Origin of the sequence: Bradyrhizobium manausense (assembly GCF_001440035.1) — a bacterium.
Classification (GTDB): domain Bacteria; phylum Pseudomonadota; class Alphaproteobacteria; order Rhizobiales; family Xanthobacteraceae; genus Bradyrhizobium; species Bradyrhizobium manausense.
The window spans coordinates 108,129-132,218 of the sequence record NZ_LJYG01000085.1 but is presented as its reverse complement, the minus strand read 5'-3'; the positions used below and the strand labels follow the sequence as shown (position 1 = coordinate 132,218).

The following is a 24,090-nucleotide window of genomic DNA, read 5'->3' as shown; positions in this document are numbered from 1 at the left end:
CCTCAGGACTTGTTGAACTTCTTGACGACATCGGCCCATTTCGCGATGTCGCCGCGCAGGAATTTTGCGAACTCCTCTGCTGTCATCGACATTGGCACGGCACCTTGCTCCTTCCAGAGCTTGACGATATCGGGCCGCTTCACCATTGCGTTCACGGCTGAGTTGAGCTTCTCGATGACGGCCTTGGGCGTGCCTGCTGGGGCCATCAGGCCGAGCCAGATCGTCGCTTCGTAGCCGGGAAGGCCGGCCTCGCCGGCGGTCGGCACGTTCGGCAGCACCGCGGAGCGCTGCTGGCCAGTGGTCGCGAGTGCGCGGACCTGGTTCTCGCCAATGTTCGGTGCCATCGCCGGCACCGCGTCGATCATCATCTGGACCTGGCCGCCGATCACGCCGCTGCGGGCCTCGCCGCTGTTGCGGTAGGGGACGTGGACGACGTCGGTGCCGGCCATGGCTTTGAACAGCTCGCCGGCCATGTGATAGGGCGTGCCTTGGCCTGATGAGGCGTAGTTCAACTTGCCGGGCTGCGCCTTGGCGAGCGCGATGAACTCGGCAAGCGTCTGCACCGGGACTTGCGGGTTCACCACAATGACGAGATCGGAAGAGTTCACCGGCGCGATCGGTGCGAGATCGCGCATCAGATCGTATTTGCGCTGCTCGGCCGTCAGCAGCGATTCATTCGCGGTCTGGGTGTTGGACATCATCAGCAAGGTGTAGCCGTCGGCCGGCGACTTCGCGGCCTCGACGGTGCCGATGACGCCGCCCGCGCCGGTGCGGTTCTCGACCACAAAGGGCTGGCCGAAGCGCTCCTGCAGCGCCTGGCCGATCAGCCGGGCTGCGACGTCAGCCGGTCCACCCGCGCCGAAGGGCACGACGATGCGGACCGCGTGGGCGGGATAATCCTGCGCCGGGGCCGGGCTTGCGAAGAATGCGGCGAGCAGGCCGGCGGCCAGCGCCAGCGAAATGTGTCGGGCCGTCACACCCACCTCCCTGAACTCGCTTTTGTTTGATGGTACTGTAGAGGGAGCGGAGGTGGACTGTCGACGCCTCACAAAGTTGATTTGATCGGGAATATCGACCCGTTTTCGGTGTGACTGCAGGGCATTTCGCGGTCGCGGCAGGAACAGGCCGGGCGCGGGCTTTGACCATTTTGCATGGGCACTGCCGGATAAATGCCCTCGGCTCACGGGATTTTTGATGTTACGGAATTGCCCATGAACCAGCACGCCAAGATCGAGATCCGCCACTCCACCTGTCCGCATGATTGCCCATCGGCCTGCGCGCTCGATGTCGAGGTGGTGGAAGGCCGCAGCATCGGCCGGGTTCGTGGTTCGAAGAAACAGACCTATACGGCCGGCGTCGTCTGCGCCAAGGTCGCCCGGTATGCCGAGCGCATCCATCATCCTGAAAGGGTGATGTATCCGATGCGCCGGACTGGACCGAAGGGCTCCGGCCAGTTCGCACGGATCTCCTGGGACGAGGCGCTCGACGAGATCGCCGATCGCTTCAACCAGGCCGAGCGCGAGTTCGGCGCGGAGTCGATCTGGCCCTACTACTACGCCGGCACGATGGGCCTGGTGATGCGCGACGGCCTCAATCGCCTCACCCATGTGAAAAAATATTCGCGCTTCTACCAGACCATCTGCGCCAATGTCGGGCGCATCGGTTTTGCGATCGGTACCGGTAAGATCGCTGGCGTCGATCCGCGCGAGATGGCGCTGTCCGATCTCATCGTGATCTGGGGCACCAATCCCGTCAACACCCAGGTCAACGTGATGACGCATGCCGCGCGTGCGCGAAAGGAGCGCGGCGCGAGGATCGCAGCCGTCGACATCTACGATAACGAGACCATGAAGCAGGCCGACATAAAGATCCTGCTGCGGCCCGGCACCGATGGCGCGTTCGCCTGCGGCGTGATGCATGTGCTGTTCCGTGACGGCTACGCCGACCGCGCCTATATGGACAAGTACACAGACTGCCCCGCCGAGCTCGAAGCGCATTTGAAGTCGCGCACGCCGGAATGGGCCTCCGCGATCTGCGGCGTGCCGGTGGCCGAGATCGAAGCCTTCGCCAAGGCCGTCGGTGAGACCAAGCGGACCTTTTTTCGCCTCGGCTATGGCTTCACGCGTTCGCGCAACGGCGCGACACAGATGCATGCGGCGAACTGCATTCCCGCTGTAACCGGCGCCTGGCAGTATGAAGGCGGCGGTGCCTTCTTCAACAATTACGCGCTTTGGCACTTCAACGAATCCATCATCGAGGGCCATGACGCCCTCGACAAGACGGTTCGCGCGCTCGACCAGTCGCAGATCGGTCGCATCCTTACCGGCGATGCCGAGGCTTTGCTTGGCAAGGGTCCGGTCAAGGCGATGCTGATCCAGAACACCAATCCGATGACGGTGGCGCCGGAGCAGGCGCTGGTACGGCAGGGCTTTGCGCGCGAGGATCTGTTCGTCGCGGTGCATGAGCAGTTCATGACCGAGACGGCGCTGATGGCCGACATTGTGCTGCCGGCGACGATGTTCATGGAGCATGACGACCTCTATTACGGCGGCGGCCACCAGCACATCTCGGTCGGACCCAAGCTGATCGATCCGCCCGGCGAGTGCCGCTCCAACCATGAGGTGTTGCAGGCGCTGGCGCCGCGGCTTGGCGCGGAGCATCCGGGCTTCGGGATGACGCCGCGCGAGTTGATCGACACGACCTTGAGGCTGAGCAACCACGGCGACATCGGCACCCTCGAGGCCGATCTCTGGCGCGATCTGCAGCCGGATTTTCGCACCTCGCATTATCTCGACGGCTTCGCGCATCCCGACAAGAAATTTCACTTCAAGGCCGATTGGGCGCATCCGCCGTTCGGCCAGACCATGGGCGATTTCGACAAGATGCCCTCCCTGCCGGACCATTGGGCCGTGATCGAGCACACCGATCAGGCTCATCCGTTCCGGCTTGCGACCAGCCCGTCGCGCAGCTTCCTCAACACCACCTTCAACGAGACTCCGTCCTCGCAGGCGCGCGAGGGCAAAGCGAGCGTGATGATCCACCCCTTGGATGCCGCCGCGCTTGACATCGCGGACGGCGATGCCGTGACGCTGGGGAACACACGCGGCGAGACCACGCTGATTGCGGCGCTCTTCGATGGCGTACGGCGCGGCGTGCTGATCGCCGAATCCGTGCATCCGAACAAGAACCATATCGGTGGCCGCGGCATCAACATGCTGACCGGTGCCGATACGATCGCGCCGATCGGCGGCGCGGCGTTCCACGACAACAAGGTCTGGATCAGGAAAGCGGCTGCGGCCTGAGCGCGCAATTTGCGTCGAGGCGCTAAGGCGGTGCGGCCTGACAGATTGCCCTTGCACCGCACGCCGAAGCTGCCGCAAATGGCCGCAACCAGGAGCAAGGATCAAGCGTCATGACCGACACCACAGCCGTCATCACCGAGAAGCGCGGCCAGGCGTTCTGGATCACCATCAACCGGCCGGAGAAGCGAAATGCGCTGAACGGTGATGTGATCGCCGGCATCGCGCGCGGTTATCGCGACGCGCATGACGACAAGGACGTTCGCGTCATCGTGCTGACCGGCGCGGGCGACAAGGCGTTTTGCGCCGGCGCCGATTTGCAGAATTCCGGCGCGGCTTTCGCGATGGATTATTCCCGGCCCAATGTCGACTACGCCGATCTGTTGCGCCTGTCGCAGGACGCGACCAAGCCGGCGATCGCGCGCGTCGGCGGGGTCTGCATGGCGGGCGGCATGGGCCTCTTATGCATGACCGACATGGCGGTTGCGGCGGATCATGTCATCTTCGGCCTGCCGGAGGTGAAAGTCGGCGTGTTTCCGATGCAGGTGCTGAGCCTGTTGCAGGAGATCGCGCCGCGACGTCTCGTCAACGAATGGGCGCTGACCGGCGAGCCGTTCGACGCGACGGCGGCACTCGAGGCAGGCCTGCTCAACTACGTCGTCCCGACTTCCGAGCTCGACGCCAAGGTCGACTGGCTGATCGGCCGCATCGTCGACAAATCTCCGACCGCGATCCGCCGCGGAAAATACGCCATGCGTGCCATCGCCTCGATGTCGTTCGACGAGAGCATCGCCTACACCGAAAGCCAGATCGCCCTGTTGGCCATGACCGAGGACGCGAAGGAAGGGTTGAAGGCGTTCAGTGAGAAGCGCAAACCGACCTGGTCAGGGAGATAATAATGAGCCCGGGCAGCCGTCTCGACGGGATCATTGCTTCAGCATGCGCCTGCGCCATCGGAGAGGCAACTGGCTTGCACAGAGCGAAAGTTCATGGTGCTCTTACGCTGTATCCTTCGACGGCCTGCTGGTCGGCCGACTGACGCAGCTCTCAAGGTCATCAGAACGGCTCATCGGTTCAGCGACTGCGACGGCCAATCTCGACAACCTCGAACCGTTGAATCTGAACACTGAACTTGTTGCTGTCCATAAGCGCGCTGTTACACAGCGCTCGTCTTAATCCGGCAAGGCGGCCCTCACCGGAGGGAGACACTAGGGGCGGCAGCGGCCGCAGATGTCCCAATGCTACGCGGCGATAGGGCCCGCCGACACTGCGCAGAATGGCGGGTTGCCGACGGCGTCGGCTAACGGCGACACCGACCATGTGACGATAGCGAGCCTGGCGAGGGCGGTGCTCGACAATCGGCACGTAGCGGCGCGCAGAAGGCCGATGGCGTCGCGCACGGTCGGCGAGATCCGAAGCGAGCGGCTTGGCCGAGTGCCTGCGCTGCGCTGCTTCCGCGTCGTCGAGATCCGGCACGAGGACGCGATCGCGTGCTACAACCTCGGGACTCTTTGGAAAGAGGTCCGCTCGCCGACAGCAGCCAGTATCGTCCGGTTGGCACGAGGAGGATGGATGTTGGGCCGGATTTCATCGAGCTGCGATCTTGATACGGCACGACCGCTTTCCTGCGGTTTTGGTACGCTGGCCACGGTTTTGATACGTGGCGATAAGCTCTCTCCCTCAGACTACCCCTCAAAATATGAGTGAGAGTCTGAGTGGTAGACGCCATATTTGGAGGGGTAGTCGAAGCTGTCGCAAGGTGCCAACATTGGTCGAGTAATCGCTTGCGACTGCTGATGTTTTTGCGCTGCCGGTTCGCACTATGTTGGCGGCTTGCGACAGAGCAACACTTATGGCGGGCTGTTTTTTGAGTGAGAAGGCGGTTCGCGCGCCTCCATTAAATCGTTTAGGCCATATTGCTCCTGGTCTGAGAGCATGTGCACGGGTAATGGTTCGAGCCCAGGAGAAGGGCGGAGCGCCGCAGCAGGGCGGAAAGCTCTCGGCCGCTCGGAACGCCGGCGCGTGGCCCCGGAAACCGAAGTCTTAAACCCGTTGTCCACAACTTCGTTCGGCCGCTGGTGAGGCCCGCCAATCAAGGCAAAATCGGAGTTTTACGGGGGGCGCTCCTCGGTCCGAGATGCTATCATTGAATTTTTTTCTTCCCACTTGCCGAGCGATGATTTTGGATAGGCGCGTGAATCCTTGGGTACACCCCCATTCGGATCGCGCCAAGGATTCGCTTAATGCTTGCCGAGAACTCAACCATAGCCGCGCCAACGGTGACTGCCCTCGGTTGGCATCCCACCGCAAAATTGGCTTCGTGGCGGCAGGTTCGCCGCTTGGTCCATGGTGATCGCCGGCTTGCCATCGCCGACAAGGACGTACAGTTCGAAAAGGACTACGACCAAGTTTCAAGCGAACGCTGCGAGGCCAGAAAAGCTCGTCGAGGCGTGGTTCCGAACCCAGCCTATCTGGAATATCGGCGGGAGTACCGTGAGACGCGGAAACGCTTTTTCGAGCTAGAGCCGTCACCTGAACGCTTCACGGCGACCGTCTCGCAGCGGCTCGAGTCCGGCTATCATTGCGAGAACATCCGCTTCGGAGGAAAGTCGACAAATAACGGGAACGTATTCCAGAAGCTCGTTCATGAAGTCGAGCTCCGTTCAAAACGTCATTTTTTGCTGAAGCGGATCGTGGCGGGAACAGCCAAGGTGCGCGGCCTGTCCGAGTATGGAATTCGCCAGCGTGCAATCGCTAGGTTGGTCAAGCTCGGGATTCCGCTTTCAGTCGCGGCCTCCGGTCTTTATGATTGGGGATGGGCACGCGCGAGGAAGCTTATATCGGAATTGGCTGAGAACGAGAAATTAACGCTCGATGCCCGCAGCAAGTTCTGCGGCCGGATTCAGAGGGCATTGCGGCAGGAGGTCAAGTCGCGGTTTGAGGCCGATGCCGATCATGCCGCCGCCATCAACCGTTTGATGAAGCGAATCGCCAACCAGGTTGTCCACCGCTATGGGCGCGCTGACGACATGAGCAGCGGCGAACTGAGGTCTGGCCCGTTCAACGACGTTAGGTTCGGGCACGACAGGAAGCTTTTTGCTCTCGATGGTCAATACATTAATCTTCGCACCGACTGCGCGGAGATCTTCCGCCTCGAGAGGGACGACGATTTTCCGAGCTTGGATTGCCTTCGGGACTTTCTCGACACGCTTCGCGTGCGGCCACAGATTGTGGTCTGGTTTTGGGACTCTCGCTATCCCGAACGGGTCATCCGACCTCATTTCTATTACATCCTCCAGGAAAAATGCGGCGTCTGGTACGGCGAGGCCAAGGCGACTCGCATGTTGCACGCCGTCGCTGCGGCCTTGAACAAGGACTTGAAGGGCGACCCAGGCGGCCTGGCGAACATTTTCGACGGTAAGAATCCGCTCTCGCCGCATAGCGACTACCTCATCGGGGAAGAGAACCTGAAGACGCTTTCCCAGCTCTGTGAGATCCTCGAAATTGATCTCGACGAGGACCTCGACCGTGGCATGCGCTACCAGTGCATCCAGTCGATGGTGCAAGCCGGCATCGACGAGAAGGCCTCGATGTTCATCTACAACTGGGCATGGAACCGCTCACGCGGCCTGCTCAAGAGTTGGCAGCAGATCGGATCGATCCAAGTCAACGCCTGGCTCGACCATGCCGCCCTCATCGAGCGCGTTTATGGCACGATGTCGAAGGAACTTTGCCGCCAGTGGACACCAAGGAACGCTCGTGAACGCGAGAAGGCAGAGCGTGCACTCCGTTGCCAAGCCCGCACGGCCGTCGAGCGGCTCGGGAAGCGGTCCAATAATCGCGGCTGGAACGTGGGAGCGGCTCAGGCCGCCAGCAAGACGGCGGTTGAGGCTCTTAGCGACCAAGCGACCAGGCAAGATAAGGTCAAAGCTGCTCAAAAGGCTGGGCAGGCCCATCGCTCGCGTGTCGTGGTCGAGCGCAACATCGCGCTAATCCGCGATCACATCGCCCATGCGCGCTCGGCGGGCAAGAAGCCGACCGTCGCATCCATCGCGGTGTCGACAGGGCTTCATGAGAAAACGGTGAAGAAGCATTGGAAGACCGCCGCATCCGATGCCGAATCCAAGTCCGTGCGGCTGGCGTTCCTCGCCGCCATGTTCTTTTCCAGTGCCGCGGAAATTCGCTCCCCTGTAAGGGGGATAGAGGTGGAGATGGCCAACAAGATGAAGGGCGGGATCACCGTATGGGGTGCACGTAGACGGGCTGTAGATGCGCACATAAGCGACCAGACGGATCAACGCATCAAAATGGAAAGCCCGGCGCGGCGGGTACGACCATTTGAAAAATGGGTTCGCTTCGTCCAAGCCGGACAGATGCGGATACACTTGCTCACCGGCAGGCGTATCGTCCTCGACCCCTTTGCGGTGATCGGCAGCACACATCACACTAAAGGACCGATAGTACTCTCAGACCGGTTAGACAAAGTCTCAACGAACCATTCGACGCCATCATCCGAGTTCGGGTGAATGGCAAAGTGCCAACACCGGACATTCGAGCATATTTCGCTGGAACCCTGATGGTGGATTGCGACCGGCCACACAGATATGCGTCGCGGCATGGACTCGCTGGGCTGTATCCATCCGAGCTAGGCCGTGGACAAGGGCTCACTCAGCCGTGGTAAAGTTAGTCGCCTATAAGTTTGCCGCCTATTTGGGGCGAAGTAGGTGCCCTCGCCTGAGACAAACAAAACCCAGCTGGCGACAGCGGGGTTTTTCGATTCAGGGTCCGATAAGCGGTGCGCTGGGTCACACCGCTTCTACGGTCCGGACTGTTGAAGTAAGCGTTGGGGCAAATCGGGATAGGTGATGTTTTCTCGATGCTGCAGCGCCAGGCTGTCAGGGCGGCTCGCACCTTGATGCCGCCGAGGGCGTTGGCGGCTTTGGCGAAATCCTGGTCAAAGCAGATGAAGGCCTCAAAGCCTTCCGCCTTGGCCAGATGTGGGCCATCCGCAAAGTCCACGCCCTGTCGCATCCAGCCCAACGCTTTCGCCGCGGCGATCACATCTTCCAGATTCGCGCGCGGCAGCCCCGTGAAATCCGAGAGGGCCTCGGCACACTGGACAGCGGCAAATCCATAGACGCTCCGCAGCACCCACTCAGTCTCTAGCAGCACTGTGGTGCAGACGAAGACATCGCTGTTGTCGATCAGCCCGCGTGCCCGGGCCGCCTGTCCGGGATCGCCGCCCACCAGATAGCGCACGATGATTGGAGTCATCGAGCTCCATTAACAAATTACGGCGGTGCGGTCGTTCAGGAATTCCTCGTGATATGATCGGACCATGTCGGTAAGTAAATTGGATACCGAGACTATAGTTCGGGCCTTCGAAGTCATGGGCGCCTATCTGCGCGTGGGAAACCTCATCGGAGAAATCGCCGTCTACGGCGGGACAGAGATTCTCCTCCGAGCCGAACGGCGACGGAGGACGTCGACGCGGTCTTTTCGAGGGGCGAGGCGGAGGCCTCGATGAAGGATGCCGCTGCCTACGCCGCCACTCTACTGCTTTTGCCGACGACTGGCTGAACAACGCTGTCGGCGGCTTTACTCCGGGATCGGAATCGGACGATTTCTTCCTGCTGCAGGGCGACTATCCGCGTGGAGACCGTCCAGGACTGAAGGTCTTCATGGCCAAGCCCGAGTATCTGTGCGCCATGAAACTGAAGGCGCTGACACGGGCCAGCTTCGAGGACAGGTATTTCGATGATCTGGTTGAGCTTGCATCGGCCGCCGGCATCAAGGACGCCGAGCAACTCACGGACTTGTTCTTCCGGTTCTATCCGGACGAAAAATTAGATCCGGTCGCCAAAGCCCATATTCCTGAGGCGAGCGCATTGGTTTTGAGACCGGGGCGATGGCCAGTTGGCCGTGGCACGAGCTTCGTAGGGTCGATCTTCCAGTGGTCTGTATCGACGCTCGGCATGCGCACGCGGCTATGTCAGTGCGTATGATAAAAGCGATCAGAACGATGCTCGAGGTCTAGCTGAACTGGTATGGGTTGGCTGGTATCGGGAAGTCAAGGTCAAGAGCGAGGAAAGTCAGAAGATCCGACGCGACAATCGTGGCGAGATCCGGCTCGTGGCATTCGGCGAGATATCGAGAACCAGGTCCGAAGTCTCATCAAAGAATACGGCTTGCTGTTCCCACGTGCGATCGGACTGCAATTCCGCAATCAGGTTTGCGAGCTATTGGGCGAAGATCATCAGCTCCTGAGTGTGATCGCGCCCCTTCTGTCGATCCATGAGCAGATCTGCAAGCAACAAGGCAAGTTCGACAGCGAAGTCCGCCAGTTGGCGAAGTCGGACGAGACGACGCGTCGCCTAATGACGGTTCCTGGTGTTGGCGTGGTGACTGCCTTGGCGTTCCGCCATACGATCGATGATCCATCGCGCTTCCGATCGGTATCAAGCGTCGGCGCCTATCTAAGTCTTACACCACGGCGCAGCCAGTCTGGCGAAACAGACATCAATGGCAAGATATCCCGACCGTCTTCTCCGGACTTACCTCTTCGAGGCGGTCACCGTGCTGCTTTATCGGACGAAGAAATGGTCTTCTCTCAAGGCTTGGGGAACAAAGCTTGCCAAGCGAATTGGCATGAAAAAGGCAAAGGTCGCCATCGCCCACAAGATCGCCGTGATCCTCCACTGTGTCTGGGTCGACGGCACATCGTTCGATTCAGGTCAGCCGAAGGAAGCTTGATCCTATTTATCAGTTCCTAGTCCGGTTCGCCGGACTAGCGATGTCCCCTGGGACGGTGGTTGTGGCGACCTCGTTCATTCGGCTGGTGGCGGCTCGACCGTACCCCGCTGCAGACGTTGAGGCGTCCGCCCCGGACATCATCATGAGGCGCTGCGCGACCTCGGAAAGGACCATGACCCCAGCGATGGCATCCGGCCCAACGACGCCAAACCGACACCGGACTGGTATCAAGTCGCCACCCGCGCTCGCTCTGTCTACGCAATAGCGGGGGTTCCGACAGGTCGAGCGCTACCGCCGTCAAGAAGGGAGAGACCACTTGACATCAAACTGCAATTAAAGGGCCGAATGACACAAGATCATCCAGATCGACTTTTTCGACGGTCCTGCCGGGTTGAGAACGACTGTCTGGAGGGATTGGTGTCAATCGGCAATTGGACTGGAACGCCCGATGAGCGTCCCTTGTTCGATTCCGAAACGCAAAAATGGTCAACAGTTGGCACCGACGATCGACCAGTTCCAGCCGACCAGCTTCGGGATTCCCGAGACAGTTCGCCTGCCGACAAGGACTTCAGGTGGCATTGGGGCAGCTATTCATTGCAAAGATCTCGCGCACAACTTCGTTTAGGTCGCTCCTTCTTCCTGGACGGCGATACAGCCGCTCCTAGGTGCGGGCCCACGCGAAGTGACGGTCCAACCAGATTTAGCCTCAAAGTCTGATGTCTCTCCTCCAAGAGAATGCCAATCGTTTCGGCGTGCTCGTCGACAATATGGCTGTTCATCTATCGGCGGCGGCGCTTCCATCAACCCAAGCGCAGTTGGTTTCTTCGCGTCTCAGATAGCAAAGCTACATGTCGTACTTCAGGCGCAGTGCTCTCACTAAATCACCATCAATGCCTCACCGGCGTCTGATCGCGGGCGTCGAGTGTCGGGGACGCGATCGCTTGCAGCTTTCTTATGCTAAGTCCGGCTCGCGACCACGCGCGCGCAATGACATCGAGCTCATCCGTTGCAAGGAACGCGGTACAATACCAGAGATGCGCGGCGCCAAAGCTTAGTTGGGGCAGCACGGTGTCGAAACTCCTCGGTATCCCGGCGTCGACCGAGAGCATCAGTGCACAAAATGCTGCCTCGCTTTCGCGGATGCCGAAGAGACGGTCAGCTAGCAGGAGACAGGACCTCTTGCATTGCTCCTTTACCCCGCTCCAGTGGTCGGCCACCAGGTCGTCGCGGTCAAGGTTCTTAACCTTACGCAGGCGGCTCCAGGTTATCGCCGCTTGCAGCCAGCCTTTCTGAAGCAGCAACTGGGTCGAATAGGACCGCCGGCGTTGACTTTGCAGGCGAATCCTTCGCATGTGTCAGTGGTGTACACTCCGCGCGGTCCTCGGTGATCCGACAGAGCAAATCCTTGAGAGCTGGGTCAACTGTCATGATCGAAGTGTACACTTCGCGGTGTACCAATTGAAGCTTCGGATGCGAACTTGGTAAAGAAAAAGCCAAAGAAAATAGGACTCGACGATCTCCGGCGGGCGGTCCAGGCGGTTCGGGCAACCGAGCTGGGGCGACGCTACGGAGACCCCGGGGATGTGAGGACAATGCGGCTTGCACAGCGGGTTCACCCGCACCTGATGGCCGTCTTAGATCAGCGGAGCCGCGAATATGGGATAACGCGATCGCAATTCGTCGAGCGCATCCTGATCGACTATTTGAACCAGTTCGAAAGGTGCCAGCTTGACGCAATCGGACGTTGGGTAGTGCAGGCGGATTGGAATCCGCGTATGGCGGTTCGAAGGCTGGACCAGCTGCCAACCTCGTCCAAAGAGATCGAGATCGGCAAGCAGGTCGAGAAGGAGTGGCTTGAAACGCAGGGTAACAAGGAAATAGACCTGCGCAGCCTCGGCATCGAGAGCCCGGAAGCGCTAGAGAAGGTAATCGCGGAGATGCGACTGCGGCGAGATTCCAGCGGTCATCTGCTCCCGGCAGGTCGGCGTCCTCGGACGCGGAAATAGGGCTCCCCGCCGCTATCCATAGAAATCTGGGCCATTCGGATTTTCGCGTTGAGCCGATGAATGCTTGCGCCAAAATGACATCATTGAAAAATCTACTTAGGAGATTGCCAAGCTTGGCATCGCGAACCATTTGGAGGTAACGACTGGACACCCGAACTCGGTCTTCTCGTCTCCTGAGTGCACAACACAGTACAGGGAAGGGTACAAGGTTGCTTCGACTCTTTTGATAAACAAGCCGGACGACAGCCAACCATCAATCAGGACAAGCCACTTCAACCGATCGCTGATTTCAGAAAGCTGGCAGCTAAGCTTAAGGCGGACCACCTCCTTGATAGCTCGCTTGCGCTTCCTGATCGCACGATATCGTGAGCGTTGCTCGCGCGATCTTTGTCGAGCGTGCTGACGAACACGCGCCCGCGATCTCTTCAAGGCGGCAACCGCGCCGGCGGGCTATCTGAAGCCGCCAATTGGGCGCGTAGGCGTTAATTTAGGCGCAAGCCTTGGGAGCCTGTCGCAAAACGCTAGCTAGGCCAGCGCGCAGCTTCTCACGGCGCGTAGCAGGAGTACCTCACGCATGAGCGTTGGGGTGTCGTCGAAGTGACAGTCTTAGTGAACACAAGAAACGGGCGTAGGCTATTTTGGATCGGTCTTTAACCTCAGTCCGGCGGATCCTCATCCCGGAGCTTTTCCAACCATTTTGGCCGACGGATGTGACGCGGCAGCTCGTCTTCGACGGTCGCCTGCTCCGCCTGAGCGGACGAGCTCTGCTGAACTTGCGGCGGCGGTGGCGATGGAGAGACCGGCGGCGGATCGATTCTGGTTTTGATTGCCGGATTATCCGGCGTAGCCCTGGCAAGGGCCTCCGGGCTGATATCCGCCAGAGCTACCGGCGTGGTCGGCAGGAATCCGCTCCTGCGCGGCATCATTCCCGGCGGGGGGCCGGCCTGTCGAACCGAGGTCGAGATGCCCGCGGCCGGGCCGGTGCCCGGGGCAACCGGCCCTATCGTCTGCTCGGATGACTTGGGCGATCCAATCGCAGAGCGCGAGGGCTGCGAAACAGTCACTGATTGTCCGGCAGGCGGACGCGGCGGAGACGTCTGCGATGCCGGTCTTCGCAACGGTAGGCGAGCCTGCGCCGGCCGCACGGACGGCGCGGCTGACGATCTGACAGGCGCGGACGGCGCCTTATCAGGCTCGCGAGCCTTCGGAGGCACCGTTACCGGCCGGGCCGGCTCAGCCGGCGCTCGCGCCACCTGCTCGCGTGCCGGTGCAGAGCTGGCCGGCGCACGCTCGTGCAGCGCTAGCGGCATGTCGTCCGGCTCCAGGAAGGGCTCTTCCGGTCCGCGATCATCCTCGACGATATCGAAGCCAATCGTGTTGTCGTGAACGTTGTAGGGAGACGGCTCCGGCTTCCCGCGATATCGATCAGCATCGGTCTCGAGATAGATCGGGTCTGGCTCATCGTCGAACGTCGCGTTAATCCCCTCGTCCAAGCGCTCTCGCTGCTTCGCGGCCGGCGCCTCACGAATTTCTGCAATCCAATCGTTTTCCAGTTTGCGGCGTGTGGCCTCGACGTGCTCCATGTGTTTAGCAAGCACTACAGCCTGCTGCTCGGTTATATCGGCGAGAGTTGTGCAACCGAAGCCTCGGCGCAGAAGCTCAGTCACCTCACCTATCGAGTATCTGGCGGCATCCATCCGCGTCATAAGGCGGGCGAGTGCGGTAGCAGACGGCATTGTTCTTCTCCTATCCCAACTATGTGATCTAGGCCATCTCGCCGGTGCTGCAATTCGAGCAGAGGCGATTTTGGTAGCCTTCAAAAAAGAATGGCCGGATGCAGCACATGCAGGTACGCAAAATGGAACCGCTCCTAACATTATGCCGGGAGATAGTGGTCCAAATCGCACTAGTCGTCGTCCTAAATTCGACCGCGATCTCTTCGATCTGCTTACCTTCGCGCACGAGCGAGCTAAGCTTTCGCAGGTTCTCGACGATCCACTCAACCCGCTGCACGTCGGCGGTGCGGGCCGAAATACGGGGGAGCGAGAGCTTGCGGTAAACCATGGCCTCTACGGTATCAACGGTCGGGCCAATCGCACGGCGGATCTCCGTTGGAGGAGTGCCGAGCCCGTGCATCGCCGTCGCCTTATGGAACTCGTGCTTCGACCAAGCATCGTACTGTGCCATTTCCCTGCCTTCCGGCGCCAACGCGTTGAGTAGTGGTCGACGAATGCCTCGAGAGCGGCGTCGATCTCGCGCCCTATCTCGCAAAAACTTGAGGAGCTCGACATCGATCTGCATGCAACCGCCCTTTACCCATCGCGAAAAAGCGACGTGGCTCACCCCGAGTACGGCGGTCAGCGGGCGCTGCCAGCGATTGCCGTGCAGGGCGCGGCCGACAAGTTCGAGTCGGCCAACCACGTCAGCGGGGATCTTCAGGTTTTGCGACATGCCAGACTATGCCCTAAGACCGGTGCTAAATGGTGTACCAATTATGCCGAATTGGTAATTATTGTCAAGCAACAAGGGGTCGATGAATGCTTCGCCGGATCATCTCAGCTATCGGTCGCCTCGTCGCGTGGGCAGCAGACAAGGGTGTGGAAATCATGTTGATGCCGGTCCATGCCGTTCTGATGTATCTGTTTCCTGCGGCTTACGAGACGCTGCCGATCGGCACGGAAGACGATAGGGCAGCAAATTCTGAAATGCTGCCCTTCGATCCGTTCGAGAGAGCGGAGGAGGTGATTGCGGCTAGAGAAATTGAGGCCAACTTGGCGCTGGCCTGGGCTGCCGAAGCTGCCTTGTCAGACGCCGAGGTACCGCTGCCAAGTGTGAAGCCTGAGCTGCGGTCGTGGCTGGCCTCGTTATCGGATGATGAGCTAGATGCGCTCGTGGCGGCCGGCACGGAAGCCCTTTACGCACATTTGCACTTTGAAATGCACATCCCCGGCGTTCCGACGACCTCCGGTCGCGCAAGTCGACCGGAGCTTGGCGGTCGGGATCCGTGCTTCAGCACCGCCGGATTCGGAGTTGCTGCTCAGCGATGCGCTTAAGGTGCCAACGGGCGAGGGCGGCGTCGCACTTTGCGACCGCCAGATCGCGCTCAAGTTGACGGCGCTGGGCGCGATCGCGCCTGATACGGTTTGCGACTTGCTGCCGGGTACTGTTCAATCGCGTGATCATGATTGCGCGATTGACCGCCTCATGTGTCGCGCTGAAAGCGATAGTCGCTCCGAGGGCGGCGATCGCCGCGGCTGCGCTGGGGTAGATGTGAGGATTAGTCGAAAAGTCACTCATGCTATTCGTCGCTCCTTTTAGGTTGTCAATTTGGATATCTTGCGGTGTACCAATCAACGTGCTAACGGAATGTAAATGCAGCGCTTGGGAGCTCATTGCCGCGCTCGAAATAGAAGCTAGGAGCAGGGCCATGGCAGCGTTCTTCGTCGAAGTCGCCTTATCTTCGAACAAGATCACGGTCGCCAGGCTGGGCAACGGCGCAAGGTGCGTCTCCGCTGACGAGGTGACCAGGCACCTCGATCGCAACGGAGGCGCTTACGAGTGGTCCGACGCCGAGACTGCGCGCGTCGACAACGGGAGGCAGCTTCTGGAACGGGTCGAGGGCTTCCTAGCTAACATTGGCATTCCGGCGCGCCGGGTTTCTGGCGCCGACATCATCATCGGCCCTTTCGCGGAGCGCTCGTTCAAGCGCGCCAGGGGCATGTTGGCCATACCCGAGCTGCAGGTCGTCGAAACTGGCCAGAGTGCAGCCGCATGATGCGATTTACACGCCGACAGAGCGAGGTCCTGCGAGCCCTGGGTGAGGGCGGGTCAGTTGCGCCCGGTTACCGATACTATGCGCACCCGACCCGCGTCAGCCTGAGCCACGATGGAACTGCGCAGCGGCTGCGGCTCTCGACCGTCGTAGATCTCGAATACTTTGGCTTGGTCAGGCCGGACGGTCGAATTTCGTTTGCAGGCATCGAGGCGCTCCGGACAATTGACCCAACCGCGACGATCGTCGAGCCCCCGCCATACGTGCCGCCGCCGGTTTACGCGCCGGGCCAGGAGCCGTTCTGATGCGTTTGCACATCGTTTCCGACGGTCACGCCGATATCGAATACAACGACTGGACACCGCCGGCGCTCGATCCAGATGTCGTCGTTATTTGCGCTGGCGACATGCTAGCGCCCGCCACACTCGCGCTGCCGTGGATGCGGAAGCATTATCCCGACAGCCGCATCATCTACGTTCCGGGAAATCACGATTATTACTCGTTCTGGAATCGCAAGAAGCCCGACGCGGGCACCAAGACGAGCTGGGAGGAGCAGAAGGAGCGTGCTCCGATCATAGCTTCGATGCTCGGCATCCACTTCCTGGACGATGCTGAAGTAGCGATCGATGGTGTGCGCATCTTGGGCGGAACGCTTTGGACCGACTTCTCGTGCCGGCCCCCGTATTTGGACTTCCGGTCTGCCGCGCGCACGGCCGAGAGATCGATGAACGACTACAAGGCGATCAAGACTGGCCGAGGACGGAGTCGCGATCGCATCAACGTCGGACGCACGATCGACGCTCACCGCGCCACTGTAAATTTTCTTGAACGCAAGCTGTGCGAGACGTTCGATGGCGATACGATCGTGGTCACCCATCACCCGGCAACGCCGAACAGCTTGCTGGACTGGAATCCGGAGCGGCCCACCGCTTTTCGGGATCTGGACTTCTGCTACGCCTCGGCGACGCTTGATCGTCTGTTCTCGGGGGAGGGGCTCGGAGGATCGTTCGTGCCTCCATCCATTTGGGTTCATGGGCATGTTCACAAGTCCCGGGACTATGTCATCGAGAACACGCGCGTGATTGCCAATCCGCGTGGATATCCGCTGCTGCGGGCGCCGAAAGCGCCGCGCGAAAACCCGGATTTCGATCCGCGCTTTGTGATCGAACTTGAACCGCGGCCGACGCCCGGCTTCAGATTCTGAGGAGGATGGGATGCATCTCGATCTGCTTGATCATAGGCAGAAGCGGTTGATCGAGGGCGCGCGTGAGCGCGACGCGGATCGCGATCGGATCGCCGTCATCGTGTGGAGTTGGGCGCGCGATAGCGTGAATTGGTGGGCAGCCGCCGCTGCCGACCGCAGCGGTTCCGTCGGAAATCAAGTCGTGGATCTTTGGGCTGGTCGCTCGAGAAGTCATGGTCCCGGCTAGCGCCAACGACCGCCTGATCCGCTGCCCCACGTATGACAATGCGGATTGGCGGAGTGCGTGCCGCGCCGGCCCGAGCTACGCTTCCCGAAGCGCAGGCGCCGGTTGCTAGTCGCAGGAGGTTGGCGTGAGGATGAGGTTCACCGCAAGATTCCGGAACGCTGGAAATCGCCATAGGGCTAGCCACGCCGTTGTCGGAGAAAACGAACGGTAGAGCGACGTAGCAGGTCACTTCAGTCATCTGGGCCAGCCCTCGTTCGCGCGTCCCAGGAAGCCGTCCCGGGCGTAGCCCGTCGAGACCTTCTTCCGAAGCCCTTCGAGCTGGCCCTCGAGAAAGTCGTTGACCACCAGCAGCGCCTTGGACAGCAATACCCACCGGGACGGAGAACACAGCATCGGGCGGCGTGACGAGGGCAGGCCAAACGGCGCTCAGTTCGTCGTCGCTCAGAACGCGATCTTCCTCCCACTCTTTTCCTCCAACCTTGGGAATGCGGGCGAGGGGCTGATGATCGAGTTTTGCTTAGTCGTACCCCACGCGGGCATCCCCTGAGCCGCGAGAACAAAGGAAGCAGTCGAATTCCGATGTAGGCCTAGTTGGCAAACCACTTACTCGAGAATTTGTGCGCCACATTGTATTGTCTAGAGTGGCCTGCTCGTCCTCGCAGGCAGCCGATATCGGTCCCGTGCAACGTCAAATTCACGGTCCGCTACGTAGCCGACGAGGAAGCAGTTTTGCTGATACTCGCCAAGGCCACCGCGTTTCATTCTGAAAGTGATCGCAGTCAGGCCTGCCTCAAGCACGCGATTCTTCCATTCAACTACGCCGTAGTCGCGCAACTCGCTATTGATGTTCTCGAGTTCCCAATCGCCTCTTATCCTTTCGCGATACCACGCCGCTAAGGTGGGCCACTTCTGCCTTACGTAGGTCTTGTCATCGGCGGAACTACTCGCAGCGAATCTTTTCACCTCTTCCGTAATCTTCTCCTGCAATCCTCTGGCTTAGTACTCCGTTCTCTTTCTGTAGCCTAGCTTGACGCTCCTTTCTCTCAGCCTCGGTCTGTCTCCTTTCGACGTCAGCCCGAAGTTGGTCGTCCTTCCTCTTTTGCTCAATTTCTTGTTGCTCGCGCCATTCCCGGTCCTTTCGGGCATCGACAGCCTTCTGCTCAGCATCCACGTCGGCGGGCGCGAACCAGAAAGGTAGCAGCCCTCGACAAAGTCGGAAATGCTGCGAGCGGAGTCTATCAATTGGCTCAATTCGGCCCTAGCAGCGTCCTGCCGTGCGTCTTCGTGGGATGATCTGAATCGCTTAGCTGCCAGTAGGCACTGTGGTCGGCTCAGAACGCCGATCGCACCGGCATTATGCCGGTATTATGCCCGCATAATACCCGCATCATAGGGTGCGATCCGTATTTTACGTGTGGTTACAATCGCTTGAAGAGGGCGTGTAAACAACCAATGCGCACGGCCTCGGCTCGACGATTTTGGGATTTCCAACGGCCTGCGACATCTCGAGCCCGTCTGCAACAGCACGATCAGGCCATCGGCTCCTCGGGAGTCGCTCCCGTTCGTTTCTGCTGACCAGAAGGGAGACGCCAAAGCAACGCGTGACGGCGTACTTGATGTCCATTTTCGTCGGCATTCGCCGAAGTATCGCGTCGGCACGCCTCTTTGTGGAAGCTCAATTGCCGAGAGGATCGCCGCTCTGCCGCTGCATTCGTCCACTGACTCATTCGGGTTCAGACCACCCTTTCTTTTCAGGTTCGAACGTTGATGGTCCGATCTCAGGTCGGGAGGCGGCCGCCCGAGGCTCAAGTGCCGCGACATTCGGAGATTCAGATCACGCCATAGCTGCGGCCTCGACCGACATGGTCAAGACTTCGCTGAAACACTTGTTGGTTCTCTCGAAACGGGAGTTGGTAACTTTCAAGCCGGCGCATTATTGTGGAAGGCGGTCGCCTAACAAGTGTTTCATGAAATCCGGAGAGTGTTTCTTTTGCTACCATGTAACGGGGGGCCGGCAAAAAAGTTTGCCGCCCTGCCTCCCGCTAACTTCTCTCCGGACATCCACCTTGAAGGGTCGGATTTCCAGCGTTGAGCGGCGGAGACCAGTGCGGAGCCAAGGCCGAAGCGGGGGCCCCGAACGGAGAAAGTAAGATGGCCGAAGACAGTGAACAGGCGCCCCGCCAGGCGCAACCCCAGGGCCCCCGACCACCAGCTGCGCTCCGGGAGCTCACGCTACAGGCTGGCTTTGCCGTCCGGCGCACCCCACCGGTCGCCGGGACCAGCGAACTCCCTAATGACGGCAGCCTGCGACACGAGGCGCTGCGCCCTAAAGGTCAAGCATCTAATAAAGCCTCTGGCACCCGACCGACGGTGCGGCCGCTGGGGCGAAGGCCGGCCAACCCGGCCGCGGCCGGGATAGCCCAGCTGTGCGTTGCGGCCGGTCCGGCCGCCCCGCAGGTCGACCGCGCACCTAGCGAGGGGCACCCGCGACCTGACGACTCGCGAACCGGCAAACACTCCACGCGGCCAGCTCGCGAACTCGGACGTCAGCCCGAGCCGGCGCGCTCCCGGGGAGAAGGAGACGGTGCCGTCGAATCCCTTTTCCGGGTCCAGGACGAGGACCGGCAGCTTCTCGAGATCGAGGACGACGTGATGGAGAGCCATCGTTCTACCATTCCGGCGGTTGACGCACTGCTTGAGGCCCCTGAGCCGGTGGACTTCGTACCGAAGCCCGAGCTAGTGCCCGCCGTCAAGCCGGATCCGGGCAAGCCCAATGGTCCGGACTACAGCGAACTGCGTACGCTGATCGATGCCAACCTCGCCCTCGTAGAGAAGTCGCGTGAGAAGCGGCGCGCGGTTCAGGGCCCCCAGCACGATGACGCCGATCCGAAGGTGAAGGTCGCGACTGTAGAGACGCAGCGGGAATACCTTTCCCGCGGCCGGGGGTTGCTCAAGCGGTACATGCGCGAGTCGGACCTCCTCCAGCTCACCCTTGAGGACGCCGATCCGCGGGAGTTCGCCAGCTGGCTGCTGGGTTTGAAACCTTTCCTCTCGCGGAGCACCTGGCGGCTGTACCGCGCCTCGGCAATCGCGATGGTGCAGACCATCCCCTCAGATTACAACGACACCGCCATCGCTATGCTGAACGCGGATCTCAAGATCGGCGGTGAGGAGGAGATTGGAGCAGCGAGGCGCGCCAAGCGAATTGACTACCGGCATTTCCAGCAGCTCCGGCAGAATCTTCTCGTAACGTCTCGCAGTCAGGCGCAGGCGTGGCTCCGGGATTGGCTGCTGGCAGGGATTCACACCGGCTTACGTCCAGTGGAATGGTCTCTCACGACCTTTGAGCGGCGGCCCGACAGACAATTCCCGAACGGCCGGGTTTGGCTGCACATGGTCAGCGCGAAGGCCGCCGATGGCCGGGCCACGCATCGGACGCTGGATCTGTCGAATTTCTCAACGGAGGCCTTGGAGGCGGTAGAGCGGATGGTCAACCGGTCCAGGGATTGGGTGCTGGCCGGAATCTGGTCGCAGCGGCAGTACGACGTCTCGAAGTTGCTGCGCAAGATCTGCGAGCGGCTATTCCCGCGGTTGAACAAGCAATACACGCTCTACAGCCTGCGCCATCAGTTCATTGCGAACATGAAGACGATCTACACCCGGGAGGAGGTCGCGGCCATGGTCGGCCACATCTCGCTGGAAACCCAGGTCGATCACTATGGCAAGCGGCGCGTGGCCTGGGATTCCCGCTTCATCACCGAGGTGCCAATGCCAGTCGAGGAGCAGGTTGCCCAGATCAAGAAGCGGCTTGAGCTCTTCGATCTGCGGAAGATCGACCGTGCCGCCAAAGAGGCCGCCAAGCGTGGGGTCGATCCCGACGGTGAGGAAGATGAGCCGGGCGAGGACGCGGGATACGACCCCGCGGATGATCAAGAGGCTGCTGGAGGGCGCGTCGATACCGGCCGGTTTGAGCCGGACTGTAAAGTCAAGGCGTTTGATGTCGATCCGTCGGTGAGCTGATGGCTCGCTCGAGCCCACTTTCTCACCCGGGCGGCCGTCGCGGCTGGCCCATCGCCAGCTGATGAAGCTAGCCGCGGACCGTTTACCGTCCGGTCTGTGTACGGCTTCCAACATTGGCTCTGACTCACTTTTGATGCAGTTCGAGGGATGTCTGGCGCCTTGAATGGAGGAGAATCAGCGCCATGCAGCAAGCACTCCATCGCTCCAGTCCGGTGCCGCGTGGGTTTGTTGTAGAAAGTGCGTGCTACGAGGGTGATAAGGCGGTCATCACGGTCCGGGCATCCAAGTGCTGGCTTGTCTCCATCGTGCGGGACTGTTTCGCGGCGTATCCATACCCGGTATCGGCGACGCGTGACCGATCTACCGTTGTCCGGACGGGTCGTAGTTAGCAAAAACACGCTTCTGCGCGTGGTCCGACGCCGCTGCCGTTCGCGGGTCGATGCTCTCCGGATTTTCGGTGACGATCTGATCGAGCAGCTTGTCGACACCTTGCACCGTAGCGTCGAGCACGAACGTACGTCGCTGCGTCAAATATCCCTGGTAAGCATTGTCGAGATCAAAACCGGTCGCGGCCACAAAATAGGTGCCTTGGACTTTCTGGAAGGTCCTTCTCACCATTGTTGGCGCCGCCATCCTCAGTGCCCTTGGCATCTACATCTATACGCATCTCAAATGGGACTTCAAAGGCGAGGGCCACAGCTGGAAGGACAAGCTCAGAACCATCCATGTCAACGAGCTCTGGAGGCAGTTCCACGACACCGAACTGAACCCGAAGGTCAGTTACGCCCGCCACACCATCTCGATTCACGAAAATCGCGCCAACTTCAAGCGAGTCAAATGGTCGAGCCCGCGCGAAACCCATCAGCGATGCCAACGGACTCCGGTGGTTCGAGCAAGTCTGGTTCGCCGGCAACCGCTCCGATATCGGCGGCAGCGAATCCAGACTTTCGGATATCGCCCTCGACTGGATGTCCCGCACGCCGCTGCGGTGCCCCACGACCTCAAAGTCGACAAGGACGTCCTGCCGTTTTGGCCGCAATCGGACCGCAGCACGACGGGGTCGCCGCCGGCTTTGCGTCCATTCCCCGCTGGACCGGGATCACCTGGGACGAAGAAAAGCCGCAAACTGCAGGGGGCAGGAGCCATCATGCACTCGGGTCCCCCTCCGTAAAGACTGAATTTCCCGCTCGGGAAATTACACATCGCCAGTTGCGCCCTTAGAAGGCAATATTCCCGCTCGGGAAATTAACATGGCAATCACATCGACCGCAGAACTAGGTGAACTGATTCGGACCCGGCGCACCTACTGGGGCTCCGACAGCAGGACGTTGCCCCTGGCGGCCAACGTCGGCCCTGAGGCCGCGCCCGCCGCCAGCATGTGCTCCATTGAATATATTCGTTATTGAACCCATTAGGATGGGTTGATTCGACGAAGGCGATGCGCCACGCGCCTCGCGGCCGCGGTCGTATTCTGCTATCGTAGCTCGCATGCCCCGCACCAAATCAATCACGAGCGAAGAAGTCCGCCGCCGGCGTCACGTGGTCTCCGATCGCGCACGCGCTGCCAAATTAATACTGCCGCATGGGGTGCGCGAGATGCGCGAGGCCCTCGGGCTATCTCGCCGCGAGTTCGCCGATCTGGTCGTGATCAGACTCACCGCGCGTCAGATTGCGGACATCGAAACCGGCCGCGTCAATCCGACCGCGCGGACACTCGAGACCATCGGGCGCATCTTCGGCTTTCGGCTCGGTTTTGTGCCCTGCGGATCGGGCGCGCAGCCCGGCGCTCCGTTCGCGTGGAAGCCAGAGCCACCCACGCCGGAGCAGTCCGCGGGCTTGCGCGGCCGCCACGCAGCGGCGCGCAGCCGGCGACCGAAATGACCCGCTACCCATCTAGTGTGGACAAGCTTGTCCTTCGCCTGAGAACGGTGGCCCCGATCTCGTTCCGTGCTGTGAGGCCTTCGGGAGATCGACCGGTTGAATTCATCTCGGGGCGGTTGCGCAGCGCGAGCACGGCACAGGCGACGTCGCTGAACGTGTGAACCGTTCACAAACAAGGCGCTCCTTATGAGCGGCGTTCGACCCAACACCTGTGCCTGATGCAGCCACTCCTATAAATCAGGCCATTCATCAAATGATTACAGCGGTCAAAGCTGTGAATGCCGCGAAATGGATACAGCCGCGCGCCGCTGACAGCCGGTGTTTTGACGAAGCCTAAGCCCAACTATCAGCACCAAGACCCCGAGTAGCGGTTGTGACGTCGCTGCTTCGTCAGCTTGACCGGCGCATTGTCGAAGGTGTGGAGGTAAACGATCAGGTCCTTGATCTTCTGCTCGTCCTTGATGCTGCGAATGCCATTGGTGCCTGCGCGCACCGCCCCAAGGCGCTCGAATGAGACCTTTCTGTGCCTTCAGCCCGACAGGACGGGCTTAGCGACTGGTTGCTAGCGCATCAAATTGCTTGAAAAATGGGGACACCGATCAGAAAACGCGCGTCGGATAAACGTTCCTTTCTCCTAACAGTCGGACAAACGTTCCTAACAAGTGTTCCTTAGCACGTGAGAATGCGTGAACTCCTACGTCGCACATGTGCGTGCCAAATCAATGCCGAAAATCCGGCTCCCTTGACGGCTAATCGAGGCGCAGGATTCTGCGCTTTGAGAGGCGATCCGCTCGCGGTTGGGATCACGCGGATGTCGCGAGCGCCCGCTCGCGCGACCTCGAGCGCGCGGAGTAACTCGCTCCGCGCGGCGAGATTACCTCACCCAAGAGCGCCGGAGCGTTGTTGCGCGTCGGAATGGCGGTCCTTAT

Annotated in this window: 21 protein-coding genes and 2 pseudogenes; 15 read left to right on the top strand and 8 right to left on the bottom strand. The window is 60.4% G+C overall.

What is annotated here, in order from left to right; genetic code table 11:
* Positions 1–2: 2 nt before the first annotated feature.
* Positions 3–977, bottom strand: coding sequence for a tripartite tricarboxylate transporter substrate binding protein (locus AOQ71_RS19565; protein ID WP_057749794.1), 975 nt, complete (start codon positions 975–977; stop codon positions 3–5).
* A 234-nt stretch (positions 978–1,211) separates the two neighbouring features.
* Between AOQ71_RS19565 and AOQ71_RS19560 the strand changes: the two genes are divergently transcribed.
* The 4 genes from AOQ71_RS19560 to AOQ71_RS19545 all read left to right on the top strand — a co-directional run bounded on the left by AOQ71_RS19560 (position 1,212) and on the right by AOQ71_RS19545 (position 7,825).
* Positions 1,212–3,302 carry a molybdopterin oxidoreductase family protein gene (locus tag AOQ71_RS19560; RefSeq protein WP_057749488.1) on the top strand — a complete coding sequence of 697 codons (2,091 nt, stop codon included), beginning with the start codon at positions 1,212–1,214 and terminating at the stop codon, positions 3,300–3,302.
* Between the two features lie 110 nt (positions 3,303–3,412).
* The gene (locus tag AOQ71_RS19555; protein ID WP_057749485.1) at positions 3,413–4,195 is read left to right on the top strand and encodes an enoyl-CoA hydratase/isomerase family protein; all 783 of its coding nucleotides are present in this window, start codon (positions 3,413–3,415) and stop codon (positions 4,193–4,195) included.
* A 388-nt stretch (positions 4,196–4,583) separates the two neighbouring features.
* Positions 4,584–5,006, top strand: a complete 423-nt coding sequence (locus tag AOQ71_RS19550) for a hypothetical protein (protein WP_157083586.1) — start codon at positions 4,584–4,586, stop codon at positions 5,004–5,006.
* Between the two features lie 536 nt (positions 5,007–5,542).
* On the top strand, positions 5,543–7,825 hold the full coding sequence (locus AOQ71_RS19545; protein WP_057749479.1) for a hypothetical protein: 2,283 nt from the start codon (positions 5,543–5,545) through the stop codon (positions 7,823–7,825).
* Positions 7,826–7,982: 157 nt separating this feature from the next.
* On the opposite strand, the gene AOQ71_RS45215 is transcribed toward AOQ71_RS19545, so the two are convergent.
* Positions 7,983–8,573, bottom strand: a complete 591-nt coding sequence (locus AOQ71_RS45215; protein ID WP_063958267.1) for a type II toxin-antitoxin system VapC family toxin — start codon at positions 8,571–8,573, stop codon at positions 7,983–7,985.
* Between the two features lie 607 nt (positions 8,574–9,180).
* Here AOQ71_RS45215 and AOQ71_RS50330 point away from each other — a divergent pair.
* Positions 9,181–10,052: pseudogene (locus AOQ71_RS50330) on the top strand (IS110 family RNA-guided transposase); the annotation flags it as partial.
* Between the two features lie 887 nt (positions 10,053–10,939).
* Here the strand turns inward: AOQ71_RS50330 and AOQ71_RS19525 are convergent.
* Positions 10,940–11,404, bottom strand: a complete 465-nt coding sequence (locus AOQ71_RS19525) for a hypothetical protein (RefSeq protein ID WP_157083585.1) — start codon at positions 11,402–11,404, stop codon at positions 10,940–10,942.
* A 240-nt stretch (positions 11,405–11,644) separates the two neighbouring features.
* On the opposite strand from AOQ71_RS19525, the gene AOQ71_RS19520 reads away from it, so the two are divergent.
* Positions 11,645–12,058: a hypothetical protein gene (locus AOQ71_RS19520; RefSeq protein ID WP_157083584.1), complete on the top strand. Its 414-nt coding sequence runs from the start codon at positions 11,645–11,647 to the stop codon at positions 12,056–12,058.
* Positions 12,059–12,714: 656 nt separating this feature from the next.
* On the opposite strand, the gene AOQ71_RS19515 is transcribed toward AOQ71_RS19520, so the two are convergent.
* Positions 12,715–13,794 (bottom strand): hypothetical protein, encoded by a 1,080-nt coding sequence (locus AOQ71_RS19515; protein ID WP_157083583.1) that lies wholly within the window; start codon positions 13,792–13,794, stop codon positions 12,715–12,717.
* Positions 13,795–13,822: 28 nt separating this feature from the next.
* Entirely contained in the window at positions 13,823–14,509 is a 687-nt protein-coding gene (locus AOQ71_RS19510; RefSeq protein WP_057749462.1) for a hypothetical protein, read from the bottom strand.
* A gap of 86 nt (positions 14,510–14,595) precedes the next feature.
* Here AOQ71_RS19510 and AOQ71_RS19505 point away from each other — a divergent pair, with 86 nt between their 5' ends.
* The 3 genes from AOQ71_RS19505 (at position 14,596) to AOQ71_RS19490 (ending at position 17,034) form a co-directional block, all read left to right on the top strand.
* On the top strand, positions 14,596–15,111 hold the full coding sequence (locus AOQ71_RS19505) for a hypothetical protein (protein ID WP_057749459.1): 516 nt from the start codon (positions 14,596–14,598) through the stop codon (positions 15,109–15,111).
* A gap of 374 nt (positions 15,112–15,485) precedes the next feature.
* The gene (locus tag AOQ71_RS19500; protein ID WP_057749456.1) at positions 15,486–15,833 is read left to right on the top strand and encodes a hypothetical protein; all 348 of its coding nucleotides are present in this window, start codon (positions 15,486–15,488) and stop codon (positions 15,831–15,833) included.
* 301 nt (positions 15,834–16,134) lie between these two features.
* The gene (locus AOQ71_RS19490) at positions 16,135–17,034 is read left to right on the top strand and encodes a metallophosphoesterase (protein ID WP_057749449.1); all 900 of its coding nucleotides are present in this window, start codon (positions 16,135–16,137) and stop codon (positions 17,032–17,034) included.
* On the opposite strand, the gene AOQ71_RS19485 is transcribed toward AOQ71_RS19490, so the two are convergent.
* Positions 17,024–17,212 (bottom strand): hypothetical protein, encoded by a 189-nt coding sequence (locus tag AOQ71_RS19485; RefSeq protein ID WP_057749446.1) that lies wholly within the window; start codon positions 17,210–17,212, stop codon positions 17,024–17,026. The two genes, AOQ71_RS19490 and AOQ71_RS19485, sit on opposite strands and share 11 nt — an antisense overlap.
* Positions 17,213–17,597: 385 nt before the next feature.
* Here AOQ71_RS19485 and AOQ71_RS19480 point away from each other — a divergent pair, with 385 nt between their 5' ends.
* Complete coding sequence (locus AOQ71_RS19480) at positions 17,598–17,807, top strand: hypothetical protein (RefSeq protein WP_157083582.1); 210 nt, start codon at positions 17,598–17,600, stop codon at positions 17,805–17,807.
* A 1,604-nt stretch (positions 17,808–19,411) separates the two neighbouring features.
* Entirely contained in the window at positions 19,412–21,280 is a 1,869-nt protein-coding gene (locus AOQ71_RS19470; RefSeq protein WP_157083581.1) for a hypothetical protein, read from the top strand.
* Between the two features lie 360 nt (positions 21,281–21,640).
* Here AOQ71_RS19470 and AOQ71_RS19465 read toward each other — a convergent pair whose 3' ends face one another.
* Complete coding sequence (locus AOQ71_RS19465; protein WP_162268379.1) at positions 21,641–21,913, bottom strand: hypothetical protein; 273 nt, start codon at positions 21,911–21,913, stop codon at positions 21,641–21,643.
* Between AOQ71_RS19465 and AOQ71_RS50325 the strand changes: the two are divergent.
* From AOQ71_RS50325 to AOQ71_RS42085, 4 genes and pseudogenes are all read left to right on the top strand, one after another.
* Positions 21,864–22,139: pseudogene (locus tag AOQ71_RS50325) on the top strand (phospholipase effector Tle1 domain-containing protein); the annotation flags it as partial. The gene AOQ71_RS19465 and the pseudogene AOQ71_RS50325 sit on opposite strands and share 50 nt — an antisense overlap.
* Positions 22,093–22,458, top strand: coding sequence for a phospholipase effector Tle1 domain-containing protein (locus AOQ71_RS50320; protein ID WP_430648637.1), 366 nt, complete (start codon positions 22,093–22,095; stop codon positions 22,456–22,458). The pseudogene AOQ71_RS50325 and the gene AOQ71_RS50320, both read left to right, overlap by 47 nt.
* Positions 22,459–22,530: 72 nt before the next feature.
* Positions 22,531–22,686 (top strand): hypothetical protein, encoded by a 156-nt coding sequence (locus tag AOQ71_RS45210; RefSeq protein ID WP_157083580.1) that lies wholly within the window; start codon positions 22,531–22,533, stop codon positions 22,684–22,686.
* Between the two features lie 190 nt (positions 22,687–22,876).
* Positions 22,877–23,161, top strand: a complete 285-nt coding sequence (locus tag AOQ71_RS42085; RefSeq protein ID WP_245317002.1) for a helix-turn-helix domain-containing protein — start codon at positions 22,877–22,879, stop codon at positions 23,159–23,161.
* A gap of 346 nt (positions 23,162–23,507) precedes the next feature.
* Here AOQ71_RS42085 and AOQ71_RS45205 read toward each other — a convergent pair whose 3' ends face one another.
* Positions 23,508–23,654, bottom strand: a complete 147-nt coding sequence (locus AOQ71_RS45205; protein WP_157083579.1) for a hypothetical protein — start codon at positions 23,652–23,654, stop codon at positions 23,508–23,510.
* Positions 23,655–24,090 lie beyond the last annotated feature (436 nt).

What these genes read in the sequence shown, in the direction of transcription:
- AOQ71_RS45210 (WP_157083580.1), top strand. Translation starts at nt 22,531, where the DNA reads ATGGCAATCACATCGACCGCAGAACTAGGTGAACTGATTCGGACCCGG.
- AOQ71_RS19520 (WP_157083584.1), top strand. Translation starts at nt 11,645, where the DNA reads ATGCGGCTTGCACAGCGGGTTCACCCGCACCTGATGGCCGTCTTAGAT.
- AOQ71_RS19560 (WP_057749488.1), top strand. Translation starts at nt 1,212, where the DNA reads ATGAACCAGCACGCCAAGATCGAGATCCGCCACTCCACCTGTCCGCAT.
- AOQ71_RS45215 (WP_063958267.1), bottom strand. Translation starts at nt 8,573, where the DNA reads ATGACTCCAATCATCGTGCGCTATCTGGTGGGCGGCGATCCCGGACAG.
- AOQ71_RS19505 (WP_057749459.1), top strand. Translation starts at nt 14,596, where the DNA reads ATGCTTCGCCGGATCATCTCAGCTATCGGTCGCCTCGTCGCGTGGGCA.
- AOQ71_RS19500 (WP_057749456.1), top strand. Translation starts at nt 15,486, where the DNA reads ATGGCAGCGTTCTTCGTCGAAGTCGCCTTATCTTCGAACAAGATCACG.
- AOQ71_RS19470 (WP_157083581.1), top strand. Translation starts at nt 19,412, where the DNA reads ATGGCCGAAGACAGTGAACAGGCGCCCCGCCAGGCGCAACCCCAGGGC.
- AOQ71_RS19525 (WP_157083585.1), bottom strand. Translation starts at nt 11,404, where the DNA reads ATGCGAAGGATTCGCCTGCAAAGTCAACGCCGGCGGTCCTATTCGACC.
- AOQ71_RS42085 (WP_245317002.1), top strand. Translation starts at nt 22,877, where the DNA reads ATGCGCGAGGCCCTCGGGCTATCTCGCCGCGAGTTCGCCGATCTGGTC.
- AOQ71_RS19555 (WP_057749485.1), top strand. Translation starts at nt 3,413, where the DNA reads ATGACCGACACCACAGCCGTCATCACCGAGAAGCGCGGCCAGGCGTTC.
- AOQ71_RS19515 (WP_157083583.1), bottom strand. Translation starts at nt 13,794, where the DNA reads ATGCCGTCTGCTACCGCACTCGCCCGCCTTATGACGCGGATGGATGCC.
- AOQ71_RS19510 (WP_057749462.1), bottom strand. Translation starts at nt 14,509, where the DNA reads ATGTCGCAAAACCTGAAGATCCCCGCTGACGTGGTTGGCCGACTCGAA.
- AOQ71_RS19490 (WP_057749449.1), top strand. Translation starts at nt 16,135, where the DNA reads ATGCGTTTGCACATCGTTTCCGACGGTCACGCCGATATCGAATACAAC.
- AOQ71_RS19545 (WP_057749479.1), top strand. Translation starts at nt 5,543, where the DNA reads ATGCTTGCCGAGAACTCAACCATAGCCGCGCCAACGGTGACTGCCCTC.
- AOQ71_RS19465 (WP_162268379.1), bottom strand. Translation starts at nt 21,913, where the DNA reads ATGGCGGCGCCAACAATGGTGAGAAGGACCTTCCAGAAAGTCCAAGGC.